The organism is Streptomyces sp. NPDC015661 (assembly GCF_043077765.1).
In the GTDB taxonomy this organism is placed as follows: Bacteria; Actinomycetota; Actinomycetes; order Streptomycetales; family Streptomycetaceae; genus Streptomyces.
This window is the reverse complement of record NZ_JBIBST010000004.1, coordinates 333,130-356,993: the sequence shown is the minus strand read 5'-3', so window position 1 is coordinate 356,993 and position 23,864 is coordinate 333,130. Positions and strand designations below refer to the sequence as shown.

18 protein-coding genes are annotated in these 23,864 nt (G+C 74.7%); 12 read left to right on the top strand and 6 right to left on the bottom strand.

Annotated elements, in window-relative coordinates; translation table 11 throughout:
* Positions 1 to 71 precede the first annotated feature (71 nt).
* The 7 genes from ACF07V_RS13495 to ACF07V_RS13465 are packed head-to-tail and all read left to right on the top strand — an operon-like array spanning position 72 to position 10,839.
* Entirely contained in the window at positions 72 to 1,499 is a 1,428-nt protein-coding gene (locus ACF07V_RS13495) for a hypothetical protein (RefSeq protein ID WP_392153874.1), read from the top strand.
* Between the two features lie 11 nt (positions 1,500 to 1,510).
* Positions 1,511 to 2,545, top strand: a complete 1,035-nt coding sequence (locus ACF07V_RS13490; protein WP_392153872.1) for a glutamate ABC transporter substrate-binding protein — start codon at positions 1,511 to 1,513, stop codon at positions 2,543 to 2,545.
* 55 nt (positions 2,546 to 2,600) lie between these two features.
* Positions 2,601 to 3,887 (top strand): hypothetical protein, encoded by a 1,287-nt coding sequence (locus ACF07V_RS13485; RefSeq protein WP_392153870.1) that lies wholly within the window; start codon positions 2,601 to 2,603, stop codon positions 3,885 to 3,887.
* Between the two features lie 59 nt (positions 3,888 to 3,946).
* Positions 3,947 to 6,487, top strand: a complete 2,541-nt coding sequence (locus ACF07V_RS13480) for a tetratricopeptide repeat protein (RefSeq protein ID WP_392154197.1) — start codon at positions 3,947 to 3,949, stop codon at positions 6,485 to 6,487.
* A 2-nt stretch (positions 6,488 to 6,489) separates the two neighbouring features.
* Positions 6,490 to 7,962: a PP2C family protein-serine/threonine phosphatase gene (locus tag ACF07V_RS13475; protein WP_392153868.1), complete on the top strand. Its 1,473-nt coding sequence runs from the start codon at positions 6,490 to 6,492 to the stop codon at positions 7,960 to 7,962.
* A 55-nt stretch (positions 7,963 to 8,017) separates the two neighbouring features.
* Positions 8,018 to 9,343, top strand: coding sequence for a VWA domain-containing protein (locus ACF07V_RS13470; protein WP_392153867.1), 1,326 nt, complete (start codon positions 8,018 to 8,020; stop codon positions 9,341 to 9,343).
* Between the two features lie 41 nt (positions 9,344 to 9,384).
* Positions 9,385 to 10,839 carry an FHA domain-containing protein gene (locus ACF07V_RS13465; protein ID WP_392153865.1) on the top strand — a complete coding sequence of 485 codons (1,455 nt, stop codon included), beginning with the start codon at positions 9,385 to 9,387 and terminating at the stop codon, positions 10,837 to 10,839.
* 9 nt (positions 10,840 to 10,848) lie between these two features.
* Here the strand turns inward: ACF07V_RS13465 and ACF07V_RS13460 are convergent, their stop codons facing one another.
* A complete protein-coding gene (locus ACF07V_RS13460) occupies positions 10,849 to 11,811 on the bottom strand; it encodes a methyltransferase domain-containing protein (protein WP_392153864.1) in 963 nt (320 codons plus the stop codon).
* A gap of 141 nt (positions 11,812 to 11,952) precedes the next feature.
* On the opposite strand from ACF07V_RS13460, the gene ACF07V_RS13455 reads away from it, so the two are divergent.
* The 4 genes from ACF07V_RS13455 to ACF07V_RS13440 all read left to right on the top strand — a co-directional run bounded on the left by ACF07V_RS13455 (position 11,953) and on the right by ACF07V_RS13440 (position 19,681).
* The gene (locus tag ACF07V_RS13455; RefSeq protein WP_392153863.1) at positions 11,953 to 12,357 is read left to right on the top strand and encodes a globin; all 405 of its coding nucleotides are present in this window, start codon (positions 11,953 to 11,955) and stop codon (positions 12,355 to 12,357) included.
* A 150-nt stretch (positions 12,358 to 12,507) separates the two neighbouring features.
* Positions 12,508 to 15,861 carry an FtsX-like permease family protein gene (locus ACF07V_RS13450; RefSeq protein ID WP_392153862.1) on the top strand — a complete coding sequence of 1,118 codons (3,354 nt, stop codon included), beginning with the start codon at positions 12,508 to 12,510 and terminating at the stop codon, positions 15,859 to 15,861.
* Between the two features lie 77 nt (positions 15,862 to 15,938).
* Positions 15,939 to 18,725, top strand: coding sequence for an FtsX-like permease family protein (locus ACF07V_RS13445; protein WP_392154195.1), 2,787 nt, complete (start codon positions 15,939 to 15,941; stop codon positions 18,723 to 18,725).
* The gene (locus ACF07V_RS13440) at positions 18,722 to 19,681 is read left to right on the top strand and encodes an ABC transporter ATP-binding protein (protein ID WP_392153860.1); all 960 of its coding nucleotides are present in this window, start codon (positions 18,722 to 18,724) and stop codon (positions 19,679 to 19,681) included. Before ACF07V_RS13445 ends, ACF07V_RS13440 begins: the two co-directional genes overlap by 4 nt.
* Before the next feature lie 29 nt (positions 19,682 to 19,710).
* Here the strand turns inward: ACF07V_RS13440 and ACF07V_RS13435 are convergent, their stop codons facing one another.
* On the bottom strand, positions 19,711 to 19,959 hold the full coding sequence (locus ACF07V_RS13435; protein WP_392153858.1) for a hypothetical protein: 249 nt from the start codon (positions 19,957 to 19,959) through the stop codon (positions 19,711 to 19,713).
* A 13-nt stretch (positions 19,960 to 19,972) separates the two neighbouring features.
* Here ACF07V_RS13435 and ACF07V_RS13430 point away from each other — a divergent pair, with 13 nt between their 5' ends.
* Positions 19,973 to 20,494: a hypothetical protein gene (locus tag ACF07V_RS13430; protein WP_392153856.1), complete on the top strand. Its 522-nt coding sequence runs from the start codon at positions 19,973 to 19,975 to the stop codon at positions 20,492 to 20,494.
* Here ACF07V_RS13430 and ACF07V_RS13425 read toward each other — a convergent pair.
* From ACF07V_RS13425 to ettA, 4 genes are read right to left on the bottom strand one after another with little or no spacing between them, the layout of a single operon-like run.
* Positions 20,466 to 20,876 carry a GNAT family N-acetyltransferase gene (locus tag ACF07V_RS13425; protein WP_392153854.1) on the bottom strand — a complete coding sequence of 137 codons (411 nt, stop codon included), beginning with the start codon at positions 20,874 to 20,876 and terminating at the stop codon, positions 20,466 to 20,468. The two genes, ACF07V_RS13430 and ACF07V_RS13425, sit on opposite strands and share 29 nt — an antisense overlap.
* Positions 20,873 to 21,553, bottom strand: coding sequence for a hypothetical protein (locus ACF07V_RS13420; RefSeq protein ID WP_392153852.1), 681 nt, complete (start codon positions 21,551 to 21,553; stop codon positions 20,873 to 20,875). Before ACF07V_RS13420 ends, ACF07V_RS13425 begins: the two co-directional genes overlap by 4 nt.
* Positions 21,550 to 21,975: an acyl-CoA thioesterase gene (locus tag ACF07V_RS13415; protein WP_392153850.1), complete on the bottom strand. Its 426-nt coding sequence runs from the start codon at positions 21,973 to 21,975 to the stop codon at positions 21,550 to 21,552. The genes ACF07V_RS13420 and ACF07V_RS13415 overlap by 4 nt, the downstream gene beginning before the upstream one ends.
* A 5-nt stretch (positions 21,976 to 21,980) precedes the next feature.
* Positions 21,981 to 23,645 carry an energy-dependent translational throttle protein EttA gene (gene ettA / locus ACF07V_RS13410; RefSeq protein ID WP_392153848.1) on the bottom strand — a complete coding sequence of 555 codons (1,665 nt, stop codon included), beginning with the start codon at positions 23,643 to 23,645 and terminating at the stop codon, positions 21,981 to 21,983.
* Positions 23,646 to 23,864 lie beyond the last annotated feature (219 nt).

The window sequence follows — 23,864 nt, the reverse complement described above, 5'->3', positions numbered from 1 at the left end:
TCCGCCACCGGAACCGGTACCACCGGGACCCGGCCGGACGGGCCGACGTCAGCGACCGAGGGGGAGGTCAAGTGACACACCCGCCGAACGCGCCCGCCGCCTCGGCGGCGCGGGGTACGGCTCAGGCGCCCGCGCGCCCGGGCACCGTACCCGCGCAGCCGTCGCCCGTGCCCGCCGCCGGTCCGCCCGCGGGGCGCGGCGCCTGGGCCGTGGGCAAGGAGCGGCTGCGCGAGGCCGCGACCACCGAGCCCGGCCGGCTCCAGATCCTCGGGGCCGTACTGGCGCTGCTCGTCGTCGCGTTCGGGGCCGTCACCGCCCTGGAGGTCACCGACCGGTCCTCCGCCGCCGACGACGTCGTCAGCCGCAGCCAGCCGCTGAGCGCCGACGCCGCCGCCATCTACCGCTCCCTCGCGGACGCCGACACCACCGCCGCGAGCGGGTTCCTGGCGGGCACCCTGGAGCCGGCGGAGTCCCGCGCGCGGTACACCCGGGACATCACCACCGCCTCCCGACTGCTCGTCAAGGCCGCGGCGAACACGAACGGTTCGCCGGCCTCGGCCCGCGAGATCGCCACCCTCAACGAACAGCTCCCGCGCTACACGGGCCTGATCGAGCGCGCCCGGGCCGCCAACCGGCAGGGCCTGCCGCTCGGCGGCGCCTATCTGCGGTACGCCAACCAGCAGATGTCCACCGCGCTGCTGCCGGCCGCCGAGCGGCTGTACGCGGCGGAGACGGAGCGGCTGCACCAGGACGACGACTCGGCCCGCGCCTGGCCCTACCTGTCGCTCGCGCTCGGCCTGCTCGCCCTCGGCGTCCTCCTCTGGGCCCAGCGCCGCAACTACGCCCGGACCAACCGGGTCTTCAACCACGGGCTGCTCGCCGCCACCGCCGCCACCGTGGCCGTCCTGCTCTGGCTGCTCGCCGCGCACACCCTCACCCGGACCGAGCTGAACAGCGCGCGGGCGCACGGACAGGAGTCCCTCCAGGTCCTCAACACGGCCCGGATCAGCTCGCTCACGGCCCGCGCCAACGAGAACCTCACCCTGGTCGCCCGGGGCGCCGTCCTCACCGAGGACGGCAAGCACGACAAGTACGAGGCGGACTACACGGCGAGCATGAGCGCCCTGACGACGGCGCTCGCCCAGGCGCGGGAGCTCGCCGACGACGACGCCGGGCGCGACCCGGTCGCCGATTCCGCCGGCCGCGCGGCCGAGTGGCGCGAGCGCCACAAGGAGGCCCGCGCCAAGGACGAGGCCGGCGACTACGAGGGCGCCCTCGACCGGGTCGTCGGCGCCAAGGGGTCCACGGGCCAGTCCTTCGACCAGGTCGACGCGGCCCTGGAGCGGGCCCTCGCGCACGAGCAGACCGAGTTCACCCGCTCCGCCGGGGACGCCAGGGACGCGCTGACGGCGCTTCCCCTCGGCGCGGCGGCCCTCGGGATCCTGGGTGCGGCGGGCGCCGTGCTCGGCATCAACCGCAGACTGTCGGAGTACCGGTGAGAGGGGGCGGGATGCCGAACGGCACGGACCCGCTGGTGCGGCGGACGGCGAAGCGGCTGCGCGGCTGGGGCGGAGTGGCCGCCATGGCCGTGGCCTGCGGGCTCACCGGCTCCCTCCTCACCCTGCTGCCGGCGGCGCAGGACGGGAGCGGCGCGGCGGCCGCACCCCTGACGACGGGCCCCGGCGTGGGCACCGGCGTCCAGATCAAGGCCGACACCTGCGAGCACCCCGAGGCCTCCCTCACGCCCTCCACGGCGGACGGACCGTCGATCCGGGCGATCAAGGACCGCGGGAAGCTGATCGTCGGCGTCGACCAGTCCAGCTACCGCTGGGGCTACCGGAACCCGGAGAAGGGCGTCCTGGAGGGCTTCGACATCGACCTCGCCAAGGCCGTCGCCAAGGACATCCTCGGCGACCCGCAGGCGATCATCTTCCGGACGATCCCGACCAACCAGCGGATCGCCGCGCTGAACAGCGGCAAGGTCGACCTCGTCGTGCGCACCATGACGATCAACTGCAAGCGGATCGGGCAGGTCGCCTTCTCCACCGCCTACTTCCAGGCCGGACAGCAGGTCCTGGCGCCCAAGCTCGACAAGGGCATCACCGGCTACGACTCCTCGCTGCGCGGCAAGCGGGTCTGCACCGCCGAGGGCTCCACGGCCTACGACGCCCTGGAGGAGAACTCCTTCGGCGCGGTCTTCAAGGACGAGGCCGACGGCACCAAGGACGACAAGGACCTGCTGACCGTCCCCAACCAGCTGGACTGCCTGGCCCGGCTCCAGATGGGCGAGGTCGACGCCGTCGTCACGGACAACGCCCTGGCGGCCGGCCAGGCCGCGCAGGACCCGGCCGTCGAGCTCAAGGGCCGCCCGTTCACCAAGGAGTACTACGGGGTGGCGGCCAGGCTGGGCAACGACGACCTGGTGCGCCGGGTCAACCAGGTCCTGGTGGGCTACCGGCAGGGCCCCTGGCAGCAGGCGTACCAGGAGTGGCTGGCGAAGGACCTGCCGGGGATATCGGGGCCGCCCGCCCCCCTGTACAAGTAGCCCGGTGCGCCCCCCCGAAGGAGTAACCCTGTACACGAAGCGGAAGAGGTGACCGATGGGCGTCACGGGACCCCCCGGGCCGGTGATGGACCGGGACGAGGTGGACCGTGCGCTGGCGCGTCTCGGCGCCGAGCACAAGGCGATCGAGGACTCGCTCCTCGCGCTCCAGGACCACGCGGGCCGCAGGCTGCTCGAAGGGGCCGAGCTGACCGGCACGACCCGGGAGCGGTGGACGGCCGCCGAGCGGACCATCACCCTGCTCTGGACCTGCTTCGACGTGTACACCGGCGCCCTGCGGGAGGTCCGTGAGCTGCGGGCGCGGCGCCGCTGGCCCGGCCGGGAGGAGCTCGTGGAGCTGACCGACCGGCTGCGCGGCGACACCGTCGTCGTCCCGGGCGGGGCCGCCGAGGGCGCCCTGCTCACCGAGCGGTTCAGCCTGGAGGGGCTGGTCCGGCGGATGAACGAGCTGTACGCCTCCTCGCTCGACCTGGTGGTCACCGCCGACGCGGTCTGGTCGGCGCTGCCCGCCCGGATAGACCTGCTCGCGGCCGAGCTGGGCCGGACGCGTTCGCTGGCGCACTCGGTCGGCGTGCGGCCCGGGGAGCACCCGGCGGGGGACGAGCTGGAGGCGATCACGGCCGAGCTGACCGCGCTGCGCTCCCAGGTGGTGACCGACCCGCTGACGTTCTGGCGGCCGGCGGCGGGGAGTTCGGCGCCGGGCGGTGGCCGTCCCGACACCGAGCGGTACGACCGGGCGGCCCTGGCCCTGGAGGACGTGCGGCGGGAGATCGAGGCGGTCCTCGCGGTCCGGCAGGACTCCGAGGACCGGCTGCTTCGGCTGCGGGACGTCCTCTCGCGGGCGGACCGGACGCTCGCCGAGGCGCGGTCGGCGCGCGGCGAGGTCCTCGCGAAGATCGCCGCCTCCGAGGTGCCGGCGGTCAGCGGGCCGCCGATCGTGCTGCAGGAGCGGCTCGCGGCGGCCGCCGAGTACCGCAGACACGCCCAGTGGCACCGGCTCTCCCCGCTCCTGGAGTCCCTGGAGCGGGAGGCGGAGGACGAACTGCTGCGGGCCCGCGAGTCGTTGACGGCGGTCACCGCGCCGCTGGCGGTACGGGCCGAGCTGCGCGGCCGGCTCGACGCGTACAAGGCGAAGGTGGCGCGGCTCGGCGCGGCGGAGGACCCGCTGCTCATCGAGCGGTACGACGCGGCGCGCCGGATGCTGTGGAGCGCGCCCTGCGACCTCCGGGTCGCGGAGCAGGCGGTGCTGCGCTATCAGCAGGCGGTGGCGGACGTGCTGTCCGGTCCGCGGGACACGAGGGACGCCGGAGGACGACAGTGGTGAGCGGGGAGACGGGCGTGGGGAGCTGTCAGCGTCCCTCGTGCGAGGGTTCGTACGAGGACATGGGGGGCGGCGAGCTGTACTGCGGCACCTGCGGGCTCGCGCCGGTCGTCGCGCCCGGGGGTCTGATCGGGTCGACGCCGACCGGCATGGCCGTGCCCGGGAAGGGGACGAGCGGGGTCGGCGGGCCGGATTCGAGCTCCTCGCGGAGCAGTTCGCGCGCCTCGTCCCGCTCCTCGACCTCGCGCCGCTCGGTCTCCGGCCGGCTCTCCCGCTCGCTCTCCGGGGACTCCGGCGCCTCGACGGGCCGCTCGGTGTCGGTGCGCAGCTCGGGCTCGTCGACCGGGCAGTCCGCCCGGAACCGGCTGGGCGCGGGCCTGGTGACGATCCCCGAGGTGCCGCGTCCTGACCCGCGGGCCGCGGTGATGGAGAACGCCGAGGTTCCGGAGCGGAAGCGTTTCTGCTCCCGTTCGGACTGCGGGGCTCCGGTGGGCCGCGCGCGCGGCGACCGGCCGGGCCGCACCGAGGGCTTCTGCACCAAGTGCGGGCACCCGTACTCCTTCGTGCCGAAGCTGCGCGCCGGGGACATCGTCCACGGCCAGTACGAGGTCGCGGGCTGCCTCGCGCACGGCGGGCTCGGCTGGATCTACCTCGCCGTCGACCGGGCCGTCTCCGACCGGTGGGTGGTCCTCAAGGGCCTCCTCGACACCGGCGACCAGGACGCCATGGCCGCCGCGATCTCCGAGCGCCGCTTCCTCGCCGAGATCGAGCACTCCAACATCGTCCGCATCTACAACTTCGTCGAGCACCTCGACCCGCGCACCGGCTCCATGGACGGCTACATCGTCATGGAGTACGTCGGCGGCAAGTCGCTCAAGGAGATCGCCAACGACCGCCGCACCCCCGACGGCCGGCGGGACCCGCTGCCGGTGGAGCAGGCCTGCGCGTACGGCATCGAGGCGCTGGAGGCGCTCGGGCACCTGCACAGCCGCAACCTGCTGTACTGCGACTTCAAGGTCGACAACGCCATCCAGACCGAGGACCAGCTGAAGCTCATCGACATGGGCGCGGTCCGGCGGATGGACGACGACGAGTCCGCGATCTACGGCACGGTCGGCTACCAGGCGCCGGAGGTGGCCGAGGTCGGCCCCTCGGTGGCCAGCGACCTCTACACGGTGGCGCGCACGCTCGCCGTGATGACCTTCGACTTCCAGGGCTACACGAACGTCTTCGTGGACTCGCTGCCCGACCCGGAGCACATCGAGGTCTTCCGGACGTACGAGTCGTACTACCGCTTCCTGGTCCGCGCCACCGACCCGGACCCGGCCCGCCGGTTCGCCTCCGCGCAGGAGATGGCGGAGCAGCTGACGGGCGTGCTGCGCGAGGTCGTGGCGCTCCAGTCGGGACGGCCGCGGCCGGCGCTCTCGACGCTGTTCGGCACGGAGGTGCGGGTCACGGACACGGCGCTGTTCGCCGAGCTCACGGAGGACGTGTCGCTGCTCGGGGCCCGCCGGGGCCGCAAGCAGCGCGCGCTGCCGCCCGGTGCGGTGCCGGGTCAGGCGCCGGTACCGGTTCCGGGCCAGACGCCGCCCGTCGGCGGGCCCGGAATCGGCGGGCCCGGACTCGGCGGGCCCGGGCTTCCCGGCTCCGGCGCGGGCCCCGGGCTCGCCGGGCTGCTCGCGGCGCTCGACGCGCCCGCCACCGCGCTCGCGCTGCCCGTGCCGCGCGTCGACACGAGCGATCCCAACGCCGGATTCCTCGCCGGTCTCGCGGCCGCCGCGCCGGCCGAGCTCCTCGGGGCGCTCCAGGGCGCGCCCGCGCCCTCCGCCGAGCTGCGGCTCCGCACCCTGCGGGCCCAGCTGGAGCTGGGCGACCTGCCCGCCGCCGCGCGGACCCTCGCCGGCCTGGAGGAGCGGGACCCGGACGACTGGCAGGTCGTCTGGTACCGGGGCGTCGCCTCCCTGGTGACCGGGGACCACGAGCACGCGGCGCTGGCCTTCGACGCGGTGTACGACGCCTTCCCCGGCGAGCCCGCGCCGAAGCTGGCCCTGGCGATCTGCGCCGAGGTCCTCGGCCAGCTGGACAACGCCGCCGAGTACTACCGCCTGGTGTGGGTCACGGACCCGAGCTTCGTCAGCGCGGCCTTCGGGCTCGCCCGGGTGCGGCTCGCGGCGGGCGACCGCACCGGAGCCGTACAGGCCCTGGAGTCCGTACCGGAGGCGTCGATCCACTACACGGCGGCGCGGGTCGCGGCCGTGCGGGCGCGGCTGCGGCGACGCCCGGCGCACGAGCCGCTCGGCGCCGATCTGACGGCGGCCGCGGCGCAGGTCTCCGCGCTCCAGGGCTTCGGTCTGGACGCGGTGCGCCGCGAGCGCCTGTCGACGGAGGTCCTCGGGACGGCCCTCGACTGGGTACTCTCCGGGAGTCCCGGTGCGGCACCGGGCGGCGGCGCGCTGCTGCTCGGCAGTGAACTGGACGAGCGCGGACTGCGCTTCGGCCTCGAACGCTCGTACCGGGTGCTGGCCCGGCTCGCCCAGCGGGGCGAGGAGAGGATCGAACTGGTGGAGCGGGCCAACCGCTTCCGCCCCCGGACGTGGGTGTGAAGATGTCCCAGAAGCCGAAGCCGTCGCACGGACTCGCCGCCTGCCTGGGCTGCGCGGAGCCGCTGGACTCGGGTGACCGGTTCTGCGGGGCGTGCGGCTACGACCTGTCGGCCGCGCCGGCCGCCGAGGCCGAGCCGGACCGCCCGACCGTGGCGATCGGCACCCCCGTGACCTGGCCGGACGCCCCGCCGCGCGACCCCGGTTCACTCTCGACCGCGACCCAGCACCCGGGCGACCTCCCGGGCACCGACTCCGGCGGCCGTGACCTCCCGACGATGGAGGTCCGCACGGACGGACCGCCGGCGGGACCCCCCGCGGCCGGTGCCGCCGCGCCCGGTACCGCCACACCCGGTGCCCCCGTGCCCGGTGCGGCGGTCCCCGGTGCCCCCGCGCCCGCCGCCGCGCACGGCGGTGCGCCGGCACCCGGCGGGGCCTCGGCGTCCGCGTCCCGTACCGTCGGATCCCCCACGTCCGACGGTGACTTCGAGCTGGCCGCGCCCGACCCCCGTACGGCCGTACAGGTGAATCCGGCGCCCGCCGCCGCGCCCGCCGCCGGCCTCTGCGTGGCCTGCCGGGCCGGGCGGGTGGACACCGACGGGTACTGCGAGAACTGCGGGCACGCCCAGCCGCGCGAGCGCGACCACATGGAGCGGGAGCTCGCCGGCGTCGCCGCCGTCAGCGACCGCGGGCTGCGCCACCACCGCAACGAGGACGCGTTCGCCGTCTCGGCGACCACCCTTCCCGACGGCTCCCCCGCCACCCTCGCGATCGTCTGCGACGGCGTCTCCTCGGCGACCCGCCCCGACGAGGCCTCCGCCGCCGCCGCGGAGGCGGCCGGCGCCTCGCTGCTCGCCGCGCTCCCCCGGGGCACGCACCCGCAGCAGGCGATGCACGAGGCGATCGTGGCCGCAGCCGAGGCCGTCAACTCCCTTGCGGAGGAGCCCGGTCAGGGCGGCTCGGAACACGATCCGCACCGCCACCGCAACGCCCCGGCCTGCACCATCGTCGGCTCCGTCGTCGCCGCGGGCCTGCTCGTCGTGGGCTGGGTCGGCGACAGCCGCGCCTACTGGGTGCCGGACGACCGCAGCGCCCCGCCCGCCCGGCTCACCGAGGACGACTCGTGGGCCGCGCAGATGGTCGCGGCGGGCCTGATGAACGAGGCCGAGGCGTACGCGGACGAGCGCGCCCACGCGATCACCGGCTGGCTCGGCGCCGACTCGTACGAACTCGACCCGCACACGGCCGCGTTCAAGCCGGATCGTTCCGGCGTGGTGGTGGTCTGCACGGACGGCCTGTGGAACTACGCGGAGGCCGCCGAGGAGATGGCCCGGATCGTCCCCGCGGACGCGGCGGACCGGCTGCTGCACGGCGCCCAGGTCCTCGTCGGCCACGCCCTGGACGGCGGAGGCCACGACAACATCACGGTCGCGCTCGTCCCGTTCACCGTCGCACCCCAAGGGGCAGGATCCGCCTGAGAGCGGTCGCCGATCCCCGTCCCCTTCACCGTTGTTGCCCGAGGAGCCGAAACAGATGGCGAACTTCTCCAAGCCGACCGCGCCCCAGTTCTCGGTGGACGTCTACCAGAACGAGTTCCTGCCCGAGGGCGGCCGGGACGTCAGCGCGATCGTCACCGTCACCTCGACCGGCGGCGGCACCACCGGAGGCTTCGCGAGCGGCGGCCCGGCCGCGGCCGGCGTCGTGATCATGGTCGACTGCTCCGGCTCCATGGACTACCCCGCCACCAAGATGCGCGGCGCCCGCGAGGCGACCGCCGCCGCCGTCGACACCCTGCGCGACGGCACGCACTTCGCGCTCGTCGCCGGGACGCACGTGGCCAAGGAGGTCTACCCGGGGAACGGCGGCCTCGCCGTCGCCGACGCCCGGACCCGCGCCGAGGCCAAGCAGGCGCTGCGCGGGCTCTCCGCCGGCGGCGGCACGGCGATCGGCACCTGGCTGCGCCTCGCGGACCGGCTGCTCTCCTCCGCCGAGCTCACCATCCGGCACGGCATCCTGCTCACCGACGGCCGCAACGAGCACGAGTCGCCGGAGGAGCTGCGGGCCGCGCTCGACGCCTGCGCGGGCCGGTTCACCTGCGACGCGCGCGGGGTCGGAACGGACTGGGAGGTCAAGGAGGTCACCGGGATCGCCTCGGCGCTCCTCGGCACCGCCGACATCGTCGCCGACCCGGCCGGGCTCGCCGCCGACTTCACGGCGATGATGGGGCACGCGATGGGCAAGGGCGTCGCGGACGTCGCCCTGCGCCTGTGGACCCCGGTCGGGGTCGAGATCATGTTCGTGAAGCAGGTGGCGCCCGCCGTCGAGGACCTGACCGGGCGGCGCACCGAGGCCGGACCGCGCGCCGGCGACTACCCGACGGGCTCGTGGGGCGACGAGTCCCGCGACTACCACGTGAGCGTGCGGGTCCCCCTCGCGGCGGTCGGCCAGGAGATGCTCGCCGCCCGGGTCTCCCTGCTCGCCCCGGACCCGGCGGGCGGCGATCCGCGCCCGCTGTCTCAAGGACTGGTACGGGCGGTGTGGACGGACGACCTCGCGATGTCGACGTCGATCAACCCGCAGGTCGCGCACTACACGGGCCAGGCCGAGCTCGCGGACGCCATCCAGCAGGGTCTCGATGCCCGCAAATCGGGCGATCACGACGGTGCGACGGCCAAACTGGGCCGTGCCGTGCAGCTCGCGGCGGCCTCCGGCAACGCGGATACGGCGAAACTGCTTTCGAAGGTGGTCGACGTCGTCGACGCGGCGACAGGTACTGTGCGTTTGAAGGCGAAGGTCGCGGAAGCGGACGAGATGACACTCGAGACCCGCTCCACCAAGACCGTTCGCGTCAAGAGGTAGCCCGGCCACCGGGCCGGACGACGAGAGGGGGAAGCACCGACATGCCGACCTGCCCGAACGGACACCAGTCGGTCTCCGACGACTGGTGCGAGGTCTGCGGCCATCGCATGGCCGGGGCGGGTGCGCCGACGGGTGCCGTACCGCCGCCTCCCCCGCCGCCGCCCCCCGCGTACGGATACCCCGGCCCCGCCGGCCCCGGCCAGGCCCCGATGGGCCCGCCACCGGGCGCCCCCGGTGGCCCGGGCGGCCCGGGTGCTCCTCAGGGTGCTCCCGGTGCTCAGGGCGGCTTCGGCCCGGGCGGACACGGTGCCCCCGCCGCTCCCGGCGGCTTCGGCCCCGGCGGCGACCCGAACGCGACGGCCCAGGCGGAGCTGTGCCCGCAGTGCCGTACGCCGCGCGAGCACATGGCGCCGTTCTGCGAGGAGTGCCGCTGGAACTTCCTCACGAACACGGCGACCTCGTACACGCCGCTGGCCCCCCACAACGCCCCGCAGGGTGCCCCGCGAAGCGCTCCGCCGGGCCCCCCGCCGCAGCAGCCCGGGCCGCCGCCCGGCCTCAACCTGCCGCCGGGCTTCCAGTCCCCGCCGCCCGCGCCGCCGCAGCAGCAGCCCCCGCAGCAGCCGGACCCGTTCGGCTACCAGGGCTCGCGGCCCTCGCAGGTGAACCGGCCGGCCGAGCCGCTGGGCGCCGAGCCCACGCACCACCAGGCCCCGCCGCAGCGCCCGCCGGTGCAGCAGCAGCCGCCGGCCCCGCCCGCGTACCTCCAGGCCCCGGCCCCGCCCGCGCCGCCGCAGCCGCGCGCGGACGACGACTGGGTCCTGTCGCCGCCGTCGCAGCACCAGCCCCCGCAGGCCCCGCCGCAGCACCAGCCGCCGCAGGCCCCGCCGCAGCACCAGCCGCCGCAGGGACCGTCGCAGCACCAGCCCCCGCAGGCCCCGCAGCAGCACCAGGCACCGCAGGGACCGCCGCATCAGGCGCCCCCGCCGCCCCCGCAGCAGTACCAGGCCCCGCAGCCTCCGCAGCACCAGGGGCCTCCTCCGCAGAAGTTCCAGCCCCAGCAGCCCCAGCCGCCCCAGCCGCCGCAGCAGCCGCTCGTCTGGACCGCGGTCATCGGTCCCGACCGCGAGTACTTCATGGCGATGATGCAGCGCAGCGGCCCGGAGGCCACGGGTCTGAACCTGCCCGCGTACTCGCCGGACAAGCACCTGCCGCTCCAGGGCAACCAGGTGTCCATCGGCCGCCGCCGGCACTCCACCGGGGAGTCCCCCGACATCGACCTGTCGGTGCCGCCGGAGGACCCGGGCGTCTCGCACCAGCACGCCGTGCTGGTGCAGCAGCCGGACGGCTCGTGGGCGGTGGTGGACCAGAACTCCACCAACGGCACCACGGTCAACGGCGGCGAGGAGCCGATCCAGCCCTACGTCCCCGTCCAGCTCCAGGACGGCGACCGGGTGCACGTCGGCGCCTGGACCACGATCACCATCCGCTGCGTCTGACCGGAGGCCTCAGCGCAGGGGCCAGGCGTACGGCCCCGCCGGGTCGTCCAGCCAGGCCCACTGCCGGTCGCCGCTGACCGTCACCCCGAAGCGCTCCCGCTCCGGCCGCCGCTCGCGCAGCCAGAGCGAGAGCGCTTCGCGTCTGTCGAGCCTTCCGCCGACCAGACCCCACAGGAAGAGGAAACGCTCGTCCCCGGCGGGTCCGTGGCGCGGGACGGCCGGCGCCGCGGCCTCGGCGGCGACGCCCCGCAGCGCCACGAAGTACGCGGAGGTCTCGAGGAAGCGTCCCTCGGCGTGCGTGGCGTCGCGCACCCGCAGCAGGATCAGCCCGGTGGAGAGCGGGGCGAGGACGAGCGCGCCGGGCCGGCACTGGGCGAGCCACGGATACGGGACGGCGGGCACCTCGCAGGTCGCCACGATCCGGTCGTACGGGGCGTGCTCGGGGCAGCCCCGGGCGCCGTCGGCGGCGAGCACCGCGGGCCGGTATCCGGCGGTGGCGAGATGGGTGCGGGCGGACTCGGCGATCTCCTCGTCGAGGTCGACGGTGGTGACGTGCTCCTCGCCGAGCCGGTGGCAGAGCAGGGCCGCGTGGTAGCCGCTGCCCGCGCCGATCTCCAGGACGTCGTTCCCGTCGCGGACGTCCAGGGCGTCGAGCATCAGCGCCATCAGGGAGGGCTGGCTGGCGGAGGAGACCAGGTCCCCGTCCCGTACCCGGGTGGCGATCGCCGTGTCGGCGTAGGCCCCGCGCAGCCACCGGTCCCGCCGCTCCGGCTCGGGGTCGCCGGCCCAGAGCCGCTCGTAACCGCCGCGTCCGGAGACGAAGTAGTAGGGGACGAAGAGATGGCGCGGCACCTCGGCGAAGGCGGCCCGCCAGGCGGGGTCGGTCAGCAGGCCGTCCGCCTCCAGCTCCCGCACGAGCGCGTGCCGGTGCCACGCCCCGGCCTCGGCGAACTCGTCCCGCAGCGCACCCATGCCCCCACTCTCCCGCCCCGCCGGGCCGCGGGCGACCGCCCGTGCGGGTGGTCCGCGGGTGGTCCGCAGGTGCTTGGCGGGTGGTTGGCGGGTGGTCCTAAGCCTCCGGTCCTCCGTCGGGGCATCTGAGACGATGGAACGGTGAACGAGATTCCCGGGGAAACAGTGCAGGAGCAGACCTTCTACGAGCAGGTCGGCGGCGAGGAGACGTTCCGCCGCCTGGTCCACCGCTTCTACGAGGGCGTCGCGGCGGACCCGCTGCTGCGCCCGATGTACCCCGAGGAGGACCTCGGCCCGGCCGAGGAGCGCCTCGCCCTCTTCCTGATGCAGTACTGGGGCGGCCCCCGCACGTACAGCGACCACCGTGGCCACCCCCGCCTCCGGATGCGCCACGCCCCGTTCACCGTGGACCAGGCGGCCCACGACGCCTGGCTCCGTCACATGCGCGACGCCCTCGACTCCCTCGGTCTCGCCGAGGAGCACGAGAAGGAGCTGTGGCGCTATCTGACCTACGCGGCGGCCTCGATGGTGAACAGCGCCGGCTAGCGAAGGCCCCACCTCCACGGATTGAAACGTTCCGGACACGGAACGCCGAATAACGGTCACGATCGCATCAAGGTCCGTGTGCAAGCGGTTACCAGCGACGTGTGCCCTCTGAAAGCATCCGAGGAAACTTCAGCGGATCCAGGGGGATGGGTGACGGGGTTCGTATTTCTGCGCGTCAGGGCACACCGGCTGCTGCTCGCCGCGGCACTGCTCGCCGTGCTCCTGACGACCTCGGTGCTCGCCACCCTCTCCGCCTTCTCGAGCGCGATCGGCGACGCCGCGCTCCAGGCGGGGCTGCGGGGCCGGTCCGCGGCCGCCGCCTCGCTGCTCGTCAGCGGCCAGGTACCGGCCGGGAAGCGGGCCAGTGCCGAGGCCGCCGTCGAGGACGGCATGCGGAGGACCTACGACGGGCTGCCGGTGACCGTACGGCGGCTCGAACGCTCGGGGCCGTACGCGCTGCCCCGGAGCCTCCAGCCGCCCGCCGCCCGCAAGGGCGACCCCGACCTGACACAGTTCGCCGCCCTCGACCGCTCGCGGCTCTCGCTCGTCAAGGGCTCCTGGCCCTCGCCCGCCCGGGCCGGGGGCGTGGTGGAGACGGCACTGCCCGAGGAGGCCGCCCGGCGGCTCAAGGTCGGCCCCGGCACCGTGCTCGACCTCACCGACCGGCTCGTGAACCGCAAGGTGAAGGCCCGGATCACCGGCGTCTACAAGCCCGTCGACACCGCCGACCTGTACTGGCAGCTGGACCCGGCGGGCGGGCGCGGCGTGCGGACCGTCGCGTTCACGACGTACGGGCCGCTGCTCGTCGACCCGGCCGTCCTCGGCTCCGGGGCGCTGAGCACCGGCGACGTCTCCTGGCTCGGCACCGCCGACTTCACCGGCTTCACCACGGACCGGATGGACGCCCTGCACGCCACGGCGACCGAGGGCCCCAAGAAGCTGGCCGCGTCCACGGACGCCTTCGGGACGACGGTCTCCGTGTCGACCGCGCTCCCCACCGCCCTGGACCAGACCGAGCGGGCCCTGCTCGTCTCCCGCTCCACCCTGCTGATCGTCGCCGTCCAGCTGGTGCTGCTCGCCGCGTACGCCCTGCTGCTCGTCGCCCGGCTGCTCAGCACCGAGCGGTCCGGCGAGACCGCCCTGCTGCGGGCCCGCGGCGGTTCGCGGCGCCGGATCGCGGGGCTCGCCGCCGCCGAGGCCCTGCTGCTCGCCCTGCCCGCCGCGCTCGTCGCCCCGCTGCTCTCCGGCCCGCTGACCCGGCTCTTCGCCGAGCGGTCCGCGCTCTCCGAGCTCGGGGTGCACCTCGACACCTCGCCCTCGCCGCAGGTGTGGCTGGTCGCCGCCGCGGTCGCGCTGTGCTGCGCGGCGGCCGTCGTGGCCCCCGCGCTCGCCGCCGGGGACGGCTCCGTCGTCTCGCTGCGCAAGGCCCGCTCGGCGGCGCTGCCCGCTCCGGTACGGGCCGGGGCCGACCTCGGCCTCCTCGCGATCGCCGCCGTCGCGTACTGGCAGCTCCAGCGGCCGGCCGCCGCGGGCGGCACCCTCGGCGCGGACGAGGCCGGCGGCGGCTCCGTCGACCCGGTGCTCGTCGCCGCGCCGGCCCTCGCCCTGCTCGCCGGCACCGTCCTGACGCTGCGTCTGCTGCCGCCCGCCGCCAAGCTGGCCGAGCGGCGCGCGGCCGGCGGGCGCGGGCTCTCCGCCGCCCTCGCGGGCTGGCAGTTCAGCCGCCGTCCGCTGCGCGGCGCGGGTCCCGTCCTCCTCCTCGTCCTCGCCGTGGCGATGGGCATGCTGGCCATCGGGCAGAGCGGCTCCTGGGAGCGCTCGCAGCGCGACCAGGCCGACTTCCGGGTCGGCACGGACGTCCGTGTCCTCGGCGCCGGCCCCGGCGAGCCGACGCAGACCCAGCGCCTCGCCACCGTGCCGGGCGTCAGGACCGTGACCCCGGTGCACCGCACCTCCCTGGACGTGGCCGGGAAGAACGCCACCGTCCTCGCGGTGGACACCCGCAACGCGGGCGGGCTCCTCCTCCGCTCCGACCTCGCCGACGTCCCGGCCCCGGCCCTGCTCGCCCCGCTGACCCCCACGGGCGCCACCCGGCCGGGTCTCCCGCTGCCCGGCGGAACCCGCACGCTCACGGTCGACCTGCGGACCTCCACGCCCCCCGGCACGCCCGAGACCCGGGTCGGCGCCGTCCTGGAGGACCCGGACGGCGTCCCGTACCGCCGGGACCTGGGACGGCTGCCCTCCGACGGCCGCACGCACCGGCTGAGCCTCGACCTGGGCGCCGAGGCCACCGTGCCCGGTGCCGAGGGCGCCGGCACCGGCGGTCTCCTCACCCTCACCGGCCTGGAGCTCACCGGCTCGATCGTCGACGGCGCGAAGGGCACGCAGACCCTCCACGTCGAGGCCTTCACGACCGCCGGAACGAGCGGCACCAAGACGCACTCCCCCGCGCAGGTCCTCGGCCGCTGGGCCTCCGCGTTCGAGCAGACCATGCCCGGGGGCGGCACGACCGACGGCAGCGCGATCGCCCGCGCCGGGGCCGCCGGTCCCGGCGGCCGCCCGGCCCCGTACTCCCTCTCCTTCCCCGTCATCGGCGCGAGGATCGGCGGCTTCTCGGAGACTCCGGAGTTCACGCTGCGGATGAACTCCCCCGCCCCGAAGGCCCCCAAGCAGCTCACGGCCGTGGCCACCGAGACCTTCATGACGGCGGCGGGCGCCAAGGCCGGCGACCTGATCCAGGTCGGCATCGCCGGCCGGCAGATCGACGTCACCGTCGACCAGGTGGTCAAGGAGCTGCCGACCACCGGATCGGGCGCGGGGACCGCCTCCCTCGCCTCCGCCGTCGCCACCCCCGAGAACGGCGGCACGATCCTCCTCGACCTGGCCTCGGTCAACAGGTTCCTGGCCGCCGACTCCGACGGGCTCGCGACCCTGCCGCCCAGCGAGTGGTGGCTGACCACCGCCCCCGGGAAGGCGGACGAGGTCGCCGCGGCCCTGCGCTCCCGCGCCGACACCGACCCGGCCCAGGTCCTCGTACGGGACGAGGTCGCCGCCGAACTCCTCGGCGACCCGCTCGGCGCCGGCCCCAACGCCGCCCTGATGGCGGTCGCCGCGGCCGCCGCCGCGCTCGCCGCCGTCGGCTTCGCGGTCGGCTCGGCCGGCGCCATGCGGGAACGGTCCGCCGAGTTCGGCGTGCTGCGGGCGCTCGGCGCGCCGCGCCGCAAGCTCGCCCGGCTCGTCGCCGCCGAACAGGGGCTGCTCATCGGCATCGGCCTGCTCGTCGGCATCGGCCTCGGCACCGTCCTGGCCCGGGCCGTCGTCCCGCTCGTCGTCCTCACCGGCCAGGCCGCCCGGCCCGTCCCGCCGGTCCTCGTCGAACTGCCCCTCGGCCAGGTGGCGCTGCTGCTCGCCGGCGTCGCCGCCCTGCCGCTCGCCATCGTCGCCGCGATCGCCCTGCGCCGCGCCGACCCGGCCGTGACCCTGCGCCACCAGGGGGACAACTGATGCCGCCGACGGCCCCGTACAGCGACAGCCACGACGGCGGAACCGACCCGCACGCCGTACGCAGGAAGGCCCCCGACATGCCCCGGTCCCGGTCCGACAAGCCCGCCCGCGCGGTGGCGCCCTGGGTGCGGACCCGGCTGCGGACCGCGCCCTGGGCCGCCGCCGCCCTCGCCCTACTCGTCCTGGTCACCGCGTACCTGGCGGCGGCGCTGCCGCGCGCCGTCGACCGGTACGAGACGGAGGGTCTGCGGCACGACATCCGGACCGCCGCACCCCGCAGCTCCGTCCTCGAACTGACCTACCCGATCCCCGTGTCCGAGCGAGGTGCCGGACTGACCCCCGCCGTCCTCCAGGGAAAGCGCGACGCGGTGCGGTCCCTGTTCCCGGCGCCGATCCTGACCGACCCGGAGCAGACCGTCCACGGCGTCCGCACGGTCAAGCGGGTCACCGGAACCGACCCGTGGCTGCCCCGGCCCGACGGGCTTCCGCCCGAGTTCGCGCTCGCCTCTCCGTCCGGCCTCACCGAACACTCGACGCTGAAGAAGGGCCGGCCGGCCGCGGGGACGGCCGACGCCCCCGAAGCCGTCGTCACCGCGGAGACGGCCAGGTCCCTGAACCTGAAGCCCGGCTCCGTGGTGCACCTGGCGAGCGAGCTCAGCCCGGACCCGGTCGCCGTGACCGTCACCGGGATCATCGAGCCCCGCGCCCCCCAGTCCCCCTACTGGGCCGTCGAGCAACTGCTGCGCACCCCGGCCCTCGCCCCGATGGTCGGCGACGAGGTGAAGTACTACTGGCAGGCGGCGCTGCTCCTCTCCCCCACCTCCGCGCCCGCCGCGCACTCCACCACGAACGACGTGGAGGTCTTCTTCCGGTTCATGCCGGACGCCGGCCACCTCACCGGGCGGGACGTCGACCGGCTCGAAGCCGCCCTCGACTCGACGTCCGGCGGCCCCGACCTCGTCAGCATGCGCAGGGCCGTCAAGGGCAACGCCGCCCTCACGACCGAGCTCGACGCGATCGTCGACTCGTACCGCTCGATGCGCGAGGCCATCAACCCGGTCGTGGCCGTCGCCGTCTTCGGGATCGGCGCGGTCGCCGCAGTCGTCCTCGCGATGACCGGCGGCCTCTTCGTCGCCCGCCGCGACAGCGAACTCGCCCTGCTCCGCTCCCGCGGCGCCTCGCTCACCGGCATCGGCCTGCGGCTGCTCGGCGAGACCTCGGCCGTCGCCGTACCGGCCGCCGCGCTCGCCCTCGGCCTCGCCGTGGCGACCGTCCGGCCGCCCGACGGAGGGTCCGGCGGGATCCCCCTCGCCCCCTCCGTCCTCGCCGCCGCCGTCGTCGCCCTGATCGCGTCGCTCGTGCTGCCCGTCCGCGCCGTCGTCCGCCACCGGCGCCCCCGCCTGCACGGCGGACGCGACGACGTGCTCACCGCGCGCCCCTCCCGGCGCCGCACGGTCTTCGAACTCACCCTGCTCGTCCTCGCCGTGGGCGCCGTCGCCTCGCTGCGACTGCGCGGCACCGGCGACTCCGGCGACCATCTGGTGAGCGCCGCGCCCGTGCTCGTCGGCCTGATCGCCGCCTCCGTCCTCGTACGGATCTACCCGCTGCCGCTGCGCTGGCTCGGCCGCCCGGCCCGCCGGCTCCGCGGGGCCGTCGGACCGCTGGCCCTCGCCCGCGCCGGGCGCGCCTCCTCCTCCGGCACCCTCCCGCTGCTCGCCCTCGTCCTCGCGCTGACCACGGCGGCCTTCGGCGGCTCCGTCCTCGCGGGCGTCGCCGACGCCCGCGACCGGGCGGCGCTCCTGGCGACCGGCGCGGACGCCCGGATCGGCAGCCCGATCGAGTGGACCCCGCTGCCCGCCGGTCTCGCCGAGTCGGTGCGCGGTGTGAAGGGGGTACGGGACCTGGCGCCCGTGCAGATCGAGTACGGGGTCGACCTGCCGTCCCACGAGGGGACCACCGCGGAGGCGATGAGCGCGCCGATCGTGGGCGTCGAGCCCGCCTCGTACACCCGGCTCGCGGACCGGACCGGCTTCGGCCCCTTCCCCGCCGGGCTGCTCGCCTCGACGGGGAAGGGCGGCGAGGGCTCCGTGGGCGACACCCAGCGGGTGCTGCCCGCGATCGCCTCGCCGAAGGTCGCCGAACGGCTCGGCAGCGCCCCGCAGGACATCATCTCGGCGGCCGGGGTCTTCCGCGTGAAGGTGGTCGCGGTCCGCTCCACCACCCCGGCCCTCGACGACGCCGACTTCCTCCTCGTCAACGGCGCCGACCTCACCCACCGGGGGGACACCTCGCTGCTCGTCACGGGGGCCGTGGACGGCAGCGCGCTGCGCGCCGCCGTGAAGGCGAAGTCGGACTCCCTCGCGGTGACACTGCGGACGGAGGAGCGGGCCACGTACGTGGACTCCCCCCTCCAGTCCGGTGCCGAGCGGATCTACCTGGGCGCGATCGGCGCGGGCGCCGCCTTCGCCGTGGTGGCGGTGCTGCTCTCCCTCATGCAGAGCGCGCCCGAGCGGAACACGCTCCTCGCACGGCTGCGGACCATGGGCCTCACCCGGAGGCAGGGACGCCGGCTCCTCGCCCTGGAAGCGCTGCCGCAGGCGGTGCTCGCCGCGCTCGGCGGCATCCTGGTCGGCTGGGCCACGGTGCCGCTGCTCGCCCCGGGCATCGACCTGTTCCGGCTGGCGCTCGGGGCGGAACCGGGCTTCGCCCCGCTGGACAGCGCCCCGCTGCGGGCGGACCCGTGGTCGCTCGTGCTGCCCTCCCTCGCCGTCGTCGTCCTGACGGGGCTCGCGGCGGTCGGACAGGCGTGGTGGGCGGGACGCAGGGGCTCGATCAAGGAACTCAGGGCAGGAGACGCACGATGACGAAGACCGACACGGCCTTGTCCGACACGACCCTGGAAGAGCTGGAGCGGCGGGCCACGGCGCACCGCGACCGGCCCTCGTACGGTCATGACGCGCTCATCGCCTGCGACCGCCTCGTCCGCATCTTCACCACGGACGGGGTGGAGGTGCAGGCGCTCCAGGGGCTCGACCTCCTCGTGAAGGAGGGCGAGCTGATGGCCCTGGTCGGCGCCTCGGGTTCCGGCAAGTCGACGCTGATGAACATCCTGGCGGGCCTGGACGTGCCGACCGCCGGCGCGGCCCGGGTCGCCGGCTGCGACCTGCTCGGCATGGACGGCAAGGCGCGGCTGCGCTACCGCCGCGAGGTCGTCGGCTTCGTCTGGCAGCAGACCGCCCGGAACCTCCTGCCGTATCTGACGGCCGCCCAGAACGTGGCGCTGCCCATGCAGTTGCGGGGCCGCTCCCAGCAGAAGACGGAGCGGGCCGAGGAGCTGCTCGCCATGCTGGGCATCTCGGAGATCCGGGACCGGCGCCCGCACCAGCTCTCCGGCGGCCAGCAGCAGCGGGTGGCCATCGCGGTCGCCCTCGCCAACAACCCGGCCGTGCTCCTCGCCGACGAGCCCACCGGCGAGCTGGACTCGGCCACCGGCGAGCAGGTCTTCGCGGCCTTCCGCCGCGCCAACGAGGAGCTGGGCACGACGATCGTGATCGTCACCCACGACCAGGCGGTCGCCTCCGAGGTGCGCCGCACGGTCGCCATCCGTGACGGCCGCACCTCCTCGGAGGTCCTGCGCCGCACGGAGGTCGACGAACAGGGACAGGAGTCGCTGGTGGCGCGGGAGTACGCGATGCTCGACCGCGCGGGCCGGCTCCAGCTCCCGGCGGAGTACACGCAGGCGCTCGGCATGGAGCACCGGGTGGCCCTGGAGCTGGAGCAGGACCACATCGGGGTCTGGCCGGACGACGCGGAGGGCTGAGGAAACCGTCCCCGGCGACCGGGCGTCCCTCATCCGGGGGTGATGTCCATGTCATCGACGGAACCGTCGGCGGAGTCATCGGCGGAGTCGTCCGCGGAGTCGTCGGCGGAATCGGCGGCGGAATCGGCGGCGGATTCATCCGCGGAATCGGCGGCGGAGTCATCGGCGAAGTCATCCGCGGAATCAGCGGCGGAATCGTCGGCGGAATCGGCGGCGGATTCATCCGCGAAGTCGGCAGCGGGCGTGGGGAGTTGGGTAACCGCTGCCCTGCCCGCCATCTGCGCGGTAGCCGTGTACGCATGGTCGGCCTGGTGCTTCGGTGGCGCCTCCTCGCCGTCCACCACCGTCGCGGTCTCGGTCGGCGGGGCGGCCGTCCTGGCCGCGGGCGTGGCGTACTTCCTGCTCGTCGACGGCGTCATGGGCTTCTTCGGCGCGCTCGCGCTGGTCGGCGCGCTGCTGCTCACCGTGGCCGCCGCCGACCGGGCCGCCACGCGTGAGGCGGTCGCCGGCTGCGTCGTCGTGAAGGTCCGCGAGGAGGAGCAGTCCTCGGTCGGCGAGGGCGGCGCCACGAGGGTGCTGTACCACCACACCCTCCGCTGCCCCGGCGGCTATCCGTCGACCCTCACGGAGGACCACCGGGCCGCCCCGGACGGCGGGGAGGTCCGCGTCGCCTACGATCCGCGGCGGCGGGTGGCCCCGGCCCTGGAGGGTTCCACCTCGCCGTGGCCGCAGGCGGTCCTCGCCGTGATCCTGCTGGCCGCCGCCACCGCGGGGGCGCGGCGGTTCAGCCGGTGGGGCCGTCGAGCGCCATGAGCCCGGCCGCCGTGGGCCGGAAGCCGCACCGCTCGTGGAAGGCGGTGAGGTGCGGCTCGTGGTCCACGTGCAGCCAGTGCGCGCCGCGCTCGCGGGCGGCCTCGGCCGCGGCCCGTACGAGGGTGACGCCGAGACCCCGGCGGCGCTCGTCGGGGTGGACGGTGGTGTCGAGGAGGAAGGCGTGGACGCCGCCGTCGCCGACGACGTTCACGTACCCGACGAGCCGCCCGGCGCGGCGGGCGGTGACGCGGAGGAGACTCCGGGCGAGGACGGGCCCGAAGTCGGTGTCCCGGTGCCCGGGCCAGGCGGCGTGGAAGAGGGCGTTGAGCTCCTCGCCGGAGAGGGGCGCGTCGACCCGGACGTCGACGTCGGCGTCGCTCATCGGGGGGCGACACCGAGGGAGATCGAGGATCCGGTGCGCAGCGCGATCGAGCCGTACGGGGTACGCAGCCGCAGCCACGGCCCGGAGGCGAAGAGCGCGACCGGCGCCTGCGCCTGCCCCGGCGCGTCTCCCGGCGGCAGGAAGCCGAGGGACTGGGCGGCGTGCACGGCGCGCAGCGGGAGCCCGGTGGCGCCGAGGGTCCGGGACCAGATCTCACGGCCGATGGCATCGCGCTCGGCCCGGGTGCGCCGCTCCTCCGGGAGCTCCTCGTCGCGCGCGCGGAACTCACGGACGGCGGCCGCGACGGCGCCCCGCATCCCGGCGGCGTCGGGGACACCGGGGACCGGCTCCCAGCCGCCGCGCGGCGGGAGGACCCCGGCCCACGGCGGGCCGGTCACCGAGTCCGGGACGACCGCCTTGCCGGCCGACTCCTCGATGCCTTCGAGGAGTTCACCGGCGGAGACGGTGACGTCGAGCTCGACGGCGTCGACGAGGCGGGCCGTGCGGATCGCGAGCACTTCGAACGACGGCGGCCGCCCGAAGACGGCCAGCGCCCCGCCGGCGGCCTGGAGGCGGACGGCGGCGGCGCGGTCGTAGTGCACCAGCCGGCCCAGGAAGGCGGCGAGTGCCGCCGCCTCCCTGGGGTCGGCGAAGTGCAGCGGAGCGAGCACGGTCATGCGGCGGACGACATCCCGTCGTCGACGTACTCCTGGAGGAACTCGCGCTCCTCGGCGGAGATCCGCCGGGGACGCTGTGCCTCCAGGTCGAAGGGCACGACGACCGTGGACGCCCGGACGTACACGACGTCGGCGTCCTTGACCTCGTACGCGATCGTCAGTGACGCCGCGCCTATCTTCGTGACCCACGACTCGATGGTCACCGGCTCGTGCCGGTGGACCAGCGGTCGCTTGTAGTCGATCTCGTGCCGGGCCACGACGGACCCGCCGGAGAACGAGGGGGAACCGTCCCCCGGCGCCAGCCGGAACATGAAGTCGATCCGCGCCTCTTCCAGGTACCGCAGGAAGACGACGTTGTTGACGTGCCCGAAGGCGTCCATGTCCGACCAGCGCAGAGGACAGCTGTAGATGTGCCTGGTCACTGACCTCAGCCTCGGGTCAGCTTCTTGTAGGTGGCACGGTGCGGACGGGCCGCGTCCGGGCCGAGGCGCTCGATCTTGTTCTTCTCGTACGACTCGAAGTTGCCCTCGAACCAGAACCACTTCGAGTCGCCCTCGTACGCCAGGATGTGCGTGGCGACTCGGTCGAGGAACCAGCGGTCGTGGGAGATGACCACGGCCGCACCCGGGAACTCGAGGAGCGCGTTCTCCAGGGAGGACAGGGTCTCGACGTCGAGGTCGTTGGTGGGCTCGTCGAGGAGCAGCAGGTTGCCGCCCTGCTTGAGGGTGAGCGCGAGGTTCAGACGGTTGCGCTCACCACCGGAGAGCACACCGGCCGGCTTCTGCTGGTCCGGACCCTTGAAGCCGAAGGCCGACACATAGGCACGGGACGGCATCTCGACGTGACCGACGTTGATGTAGTCGAGCTCGTCGGAGACGACGGCCCACAGCGTCTTCTTCGGGTCGATGTTGGCGCGGCTCTGGTCGACGTACGAGATCTTGACGGTCTCGCCGACCTTGACGGAGCCGGAGTCCGGGGTCTCCAGACCCTGGAGCATCTTGAAGAGCGTGGTCTTGCCGGCGCCGTTCGGGCCGATGACGCCGACGATGCCGTTACGCGGCAGCGTGAAGCTCAGGTCGTCGATCAGGACCTTGTCGCCGAAGGCCTTGGAGAGGTTCTCGACCTCGACGACGATGGAGCCCAGGCGGGGGCCCGGCGGGATCTGGATCTCCTCGAAGTCCAGCTTCCGCATCTTGTCGGCCTCGGCCGCCATCTCCTCGTAGCGGGCGAGACGGGCCTTGGACTTGGCCTGACGCCCCTTGGCGTTCGACCGCACCCACTCCAGCTCTTCCTTGAGCCGCTTGGCGCGCTTGGCGTCCTTCTGGCCCTCGACCTTGAGTCGCTCGGACTTCTTGGTCAGGTAGGTGGAGTAGTTGCCCTCGTAGGGGTGGGCGCGACCGCGGTCGAGCTCCAGGATCCACTCGGCGACGTTGTCGAGGAAGTACCGGTCGTGGGTGATGGCCACGACGGTGCCCTTGTACTGGGCGAGGTGCTGCTCCAGCCAGTTCACGGACTCGGCGTCGAGGTGGTTGGTGGGCTCGTCGAGGAGCAGCAGGTCGGGGGCCTCCAGGAGCAGCTTGCAGAGCGCCACACGGCGCTTCTCGCCACCGGAGAGGTTGTTCACCGGCCAGTCGCCGGGCGGGCAGCCCAGCGCGTCCATGGCCTGCTCCAGCTGGGCGTCGAGGTCCCAGGCGTTGGAGTGGTCCAGGTCGTCCTGGAGCTTGCCCATCTCCTCCATGAGCTCATCGGTGTAGTTGGTCGCCATCTCCTCGGCGATCGCGTTGAACCGGTTGAGCTTGCCCTTGATCTCGGCGACGCCGTCCTCGACGTTCTCCAGGACGGTCTTGGTCTCGTCGAGCTTCGGCTCCTGCATGAGGATGCCGACGGAGAACCCGGGCGACAGGAACGCGTCACCGTTGGACGGCTGCTCCAGGCCCGCCATGATCTTCAGAACGGTGGACTTACCGGCACCGTTCGGGCCGACCACACCGATCTTCGCGCCCGGCAGGAAGCTCAGCGTCACGTCATCCAGGATGACCTTGTCGCCGTGCGCCTTGCGCGCCTTGCGCATCGTGTAGATGTACTCAGCCAAGAGAAACCGTCCGGCAAAGAGTGAGTGGGCAGATACACCCCATCTTGCCTGACCGCCACCCTCAGGCGGAAACCGGTGAGACGCCGGGCGGGGGCGCGGAGGGGGCGGCGGGGGCGGAACGGGGGCGTTTCGGGGCGTGGACGTGCGACGACCCCGGGCGCGGGTGCGGTCCGGGGTCGTGCGGGGTCATGGGGTGGGGCGCGCGTGACGCGGATCACT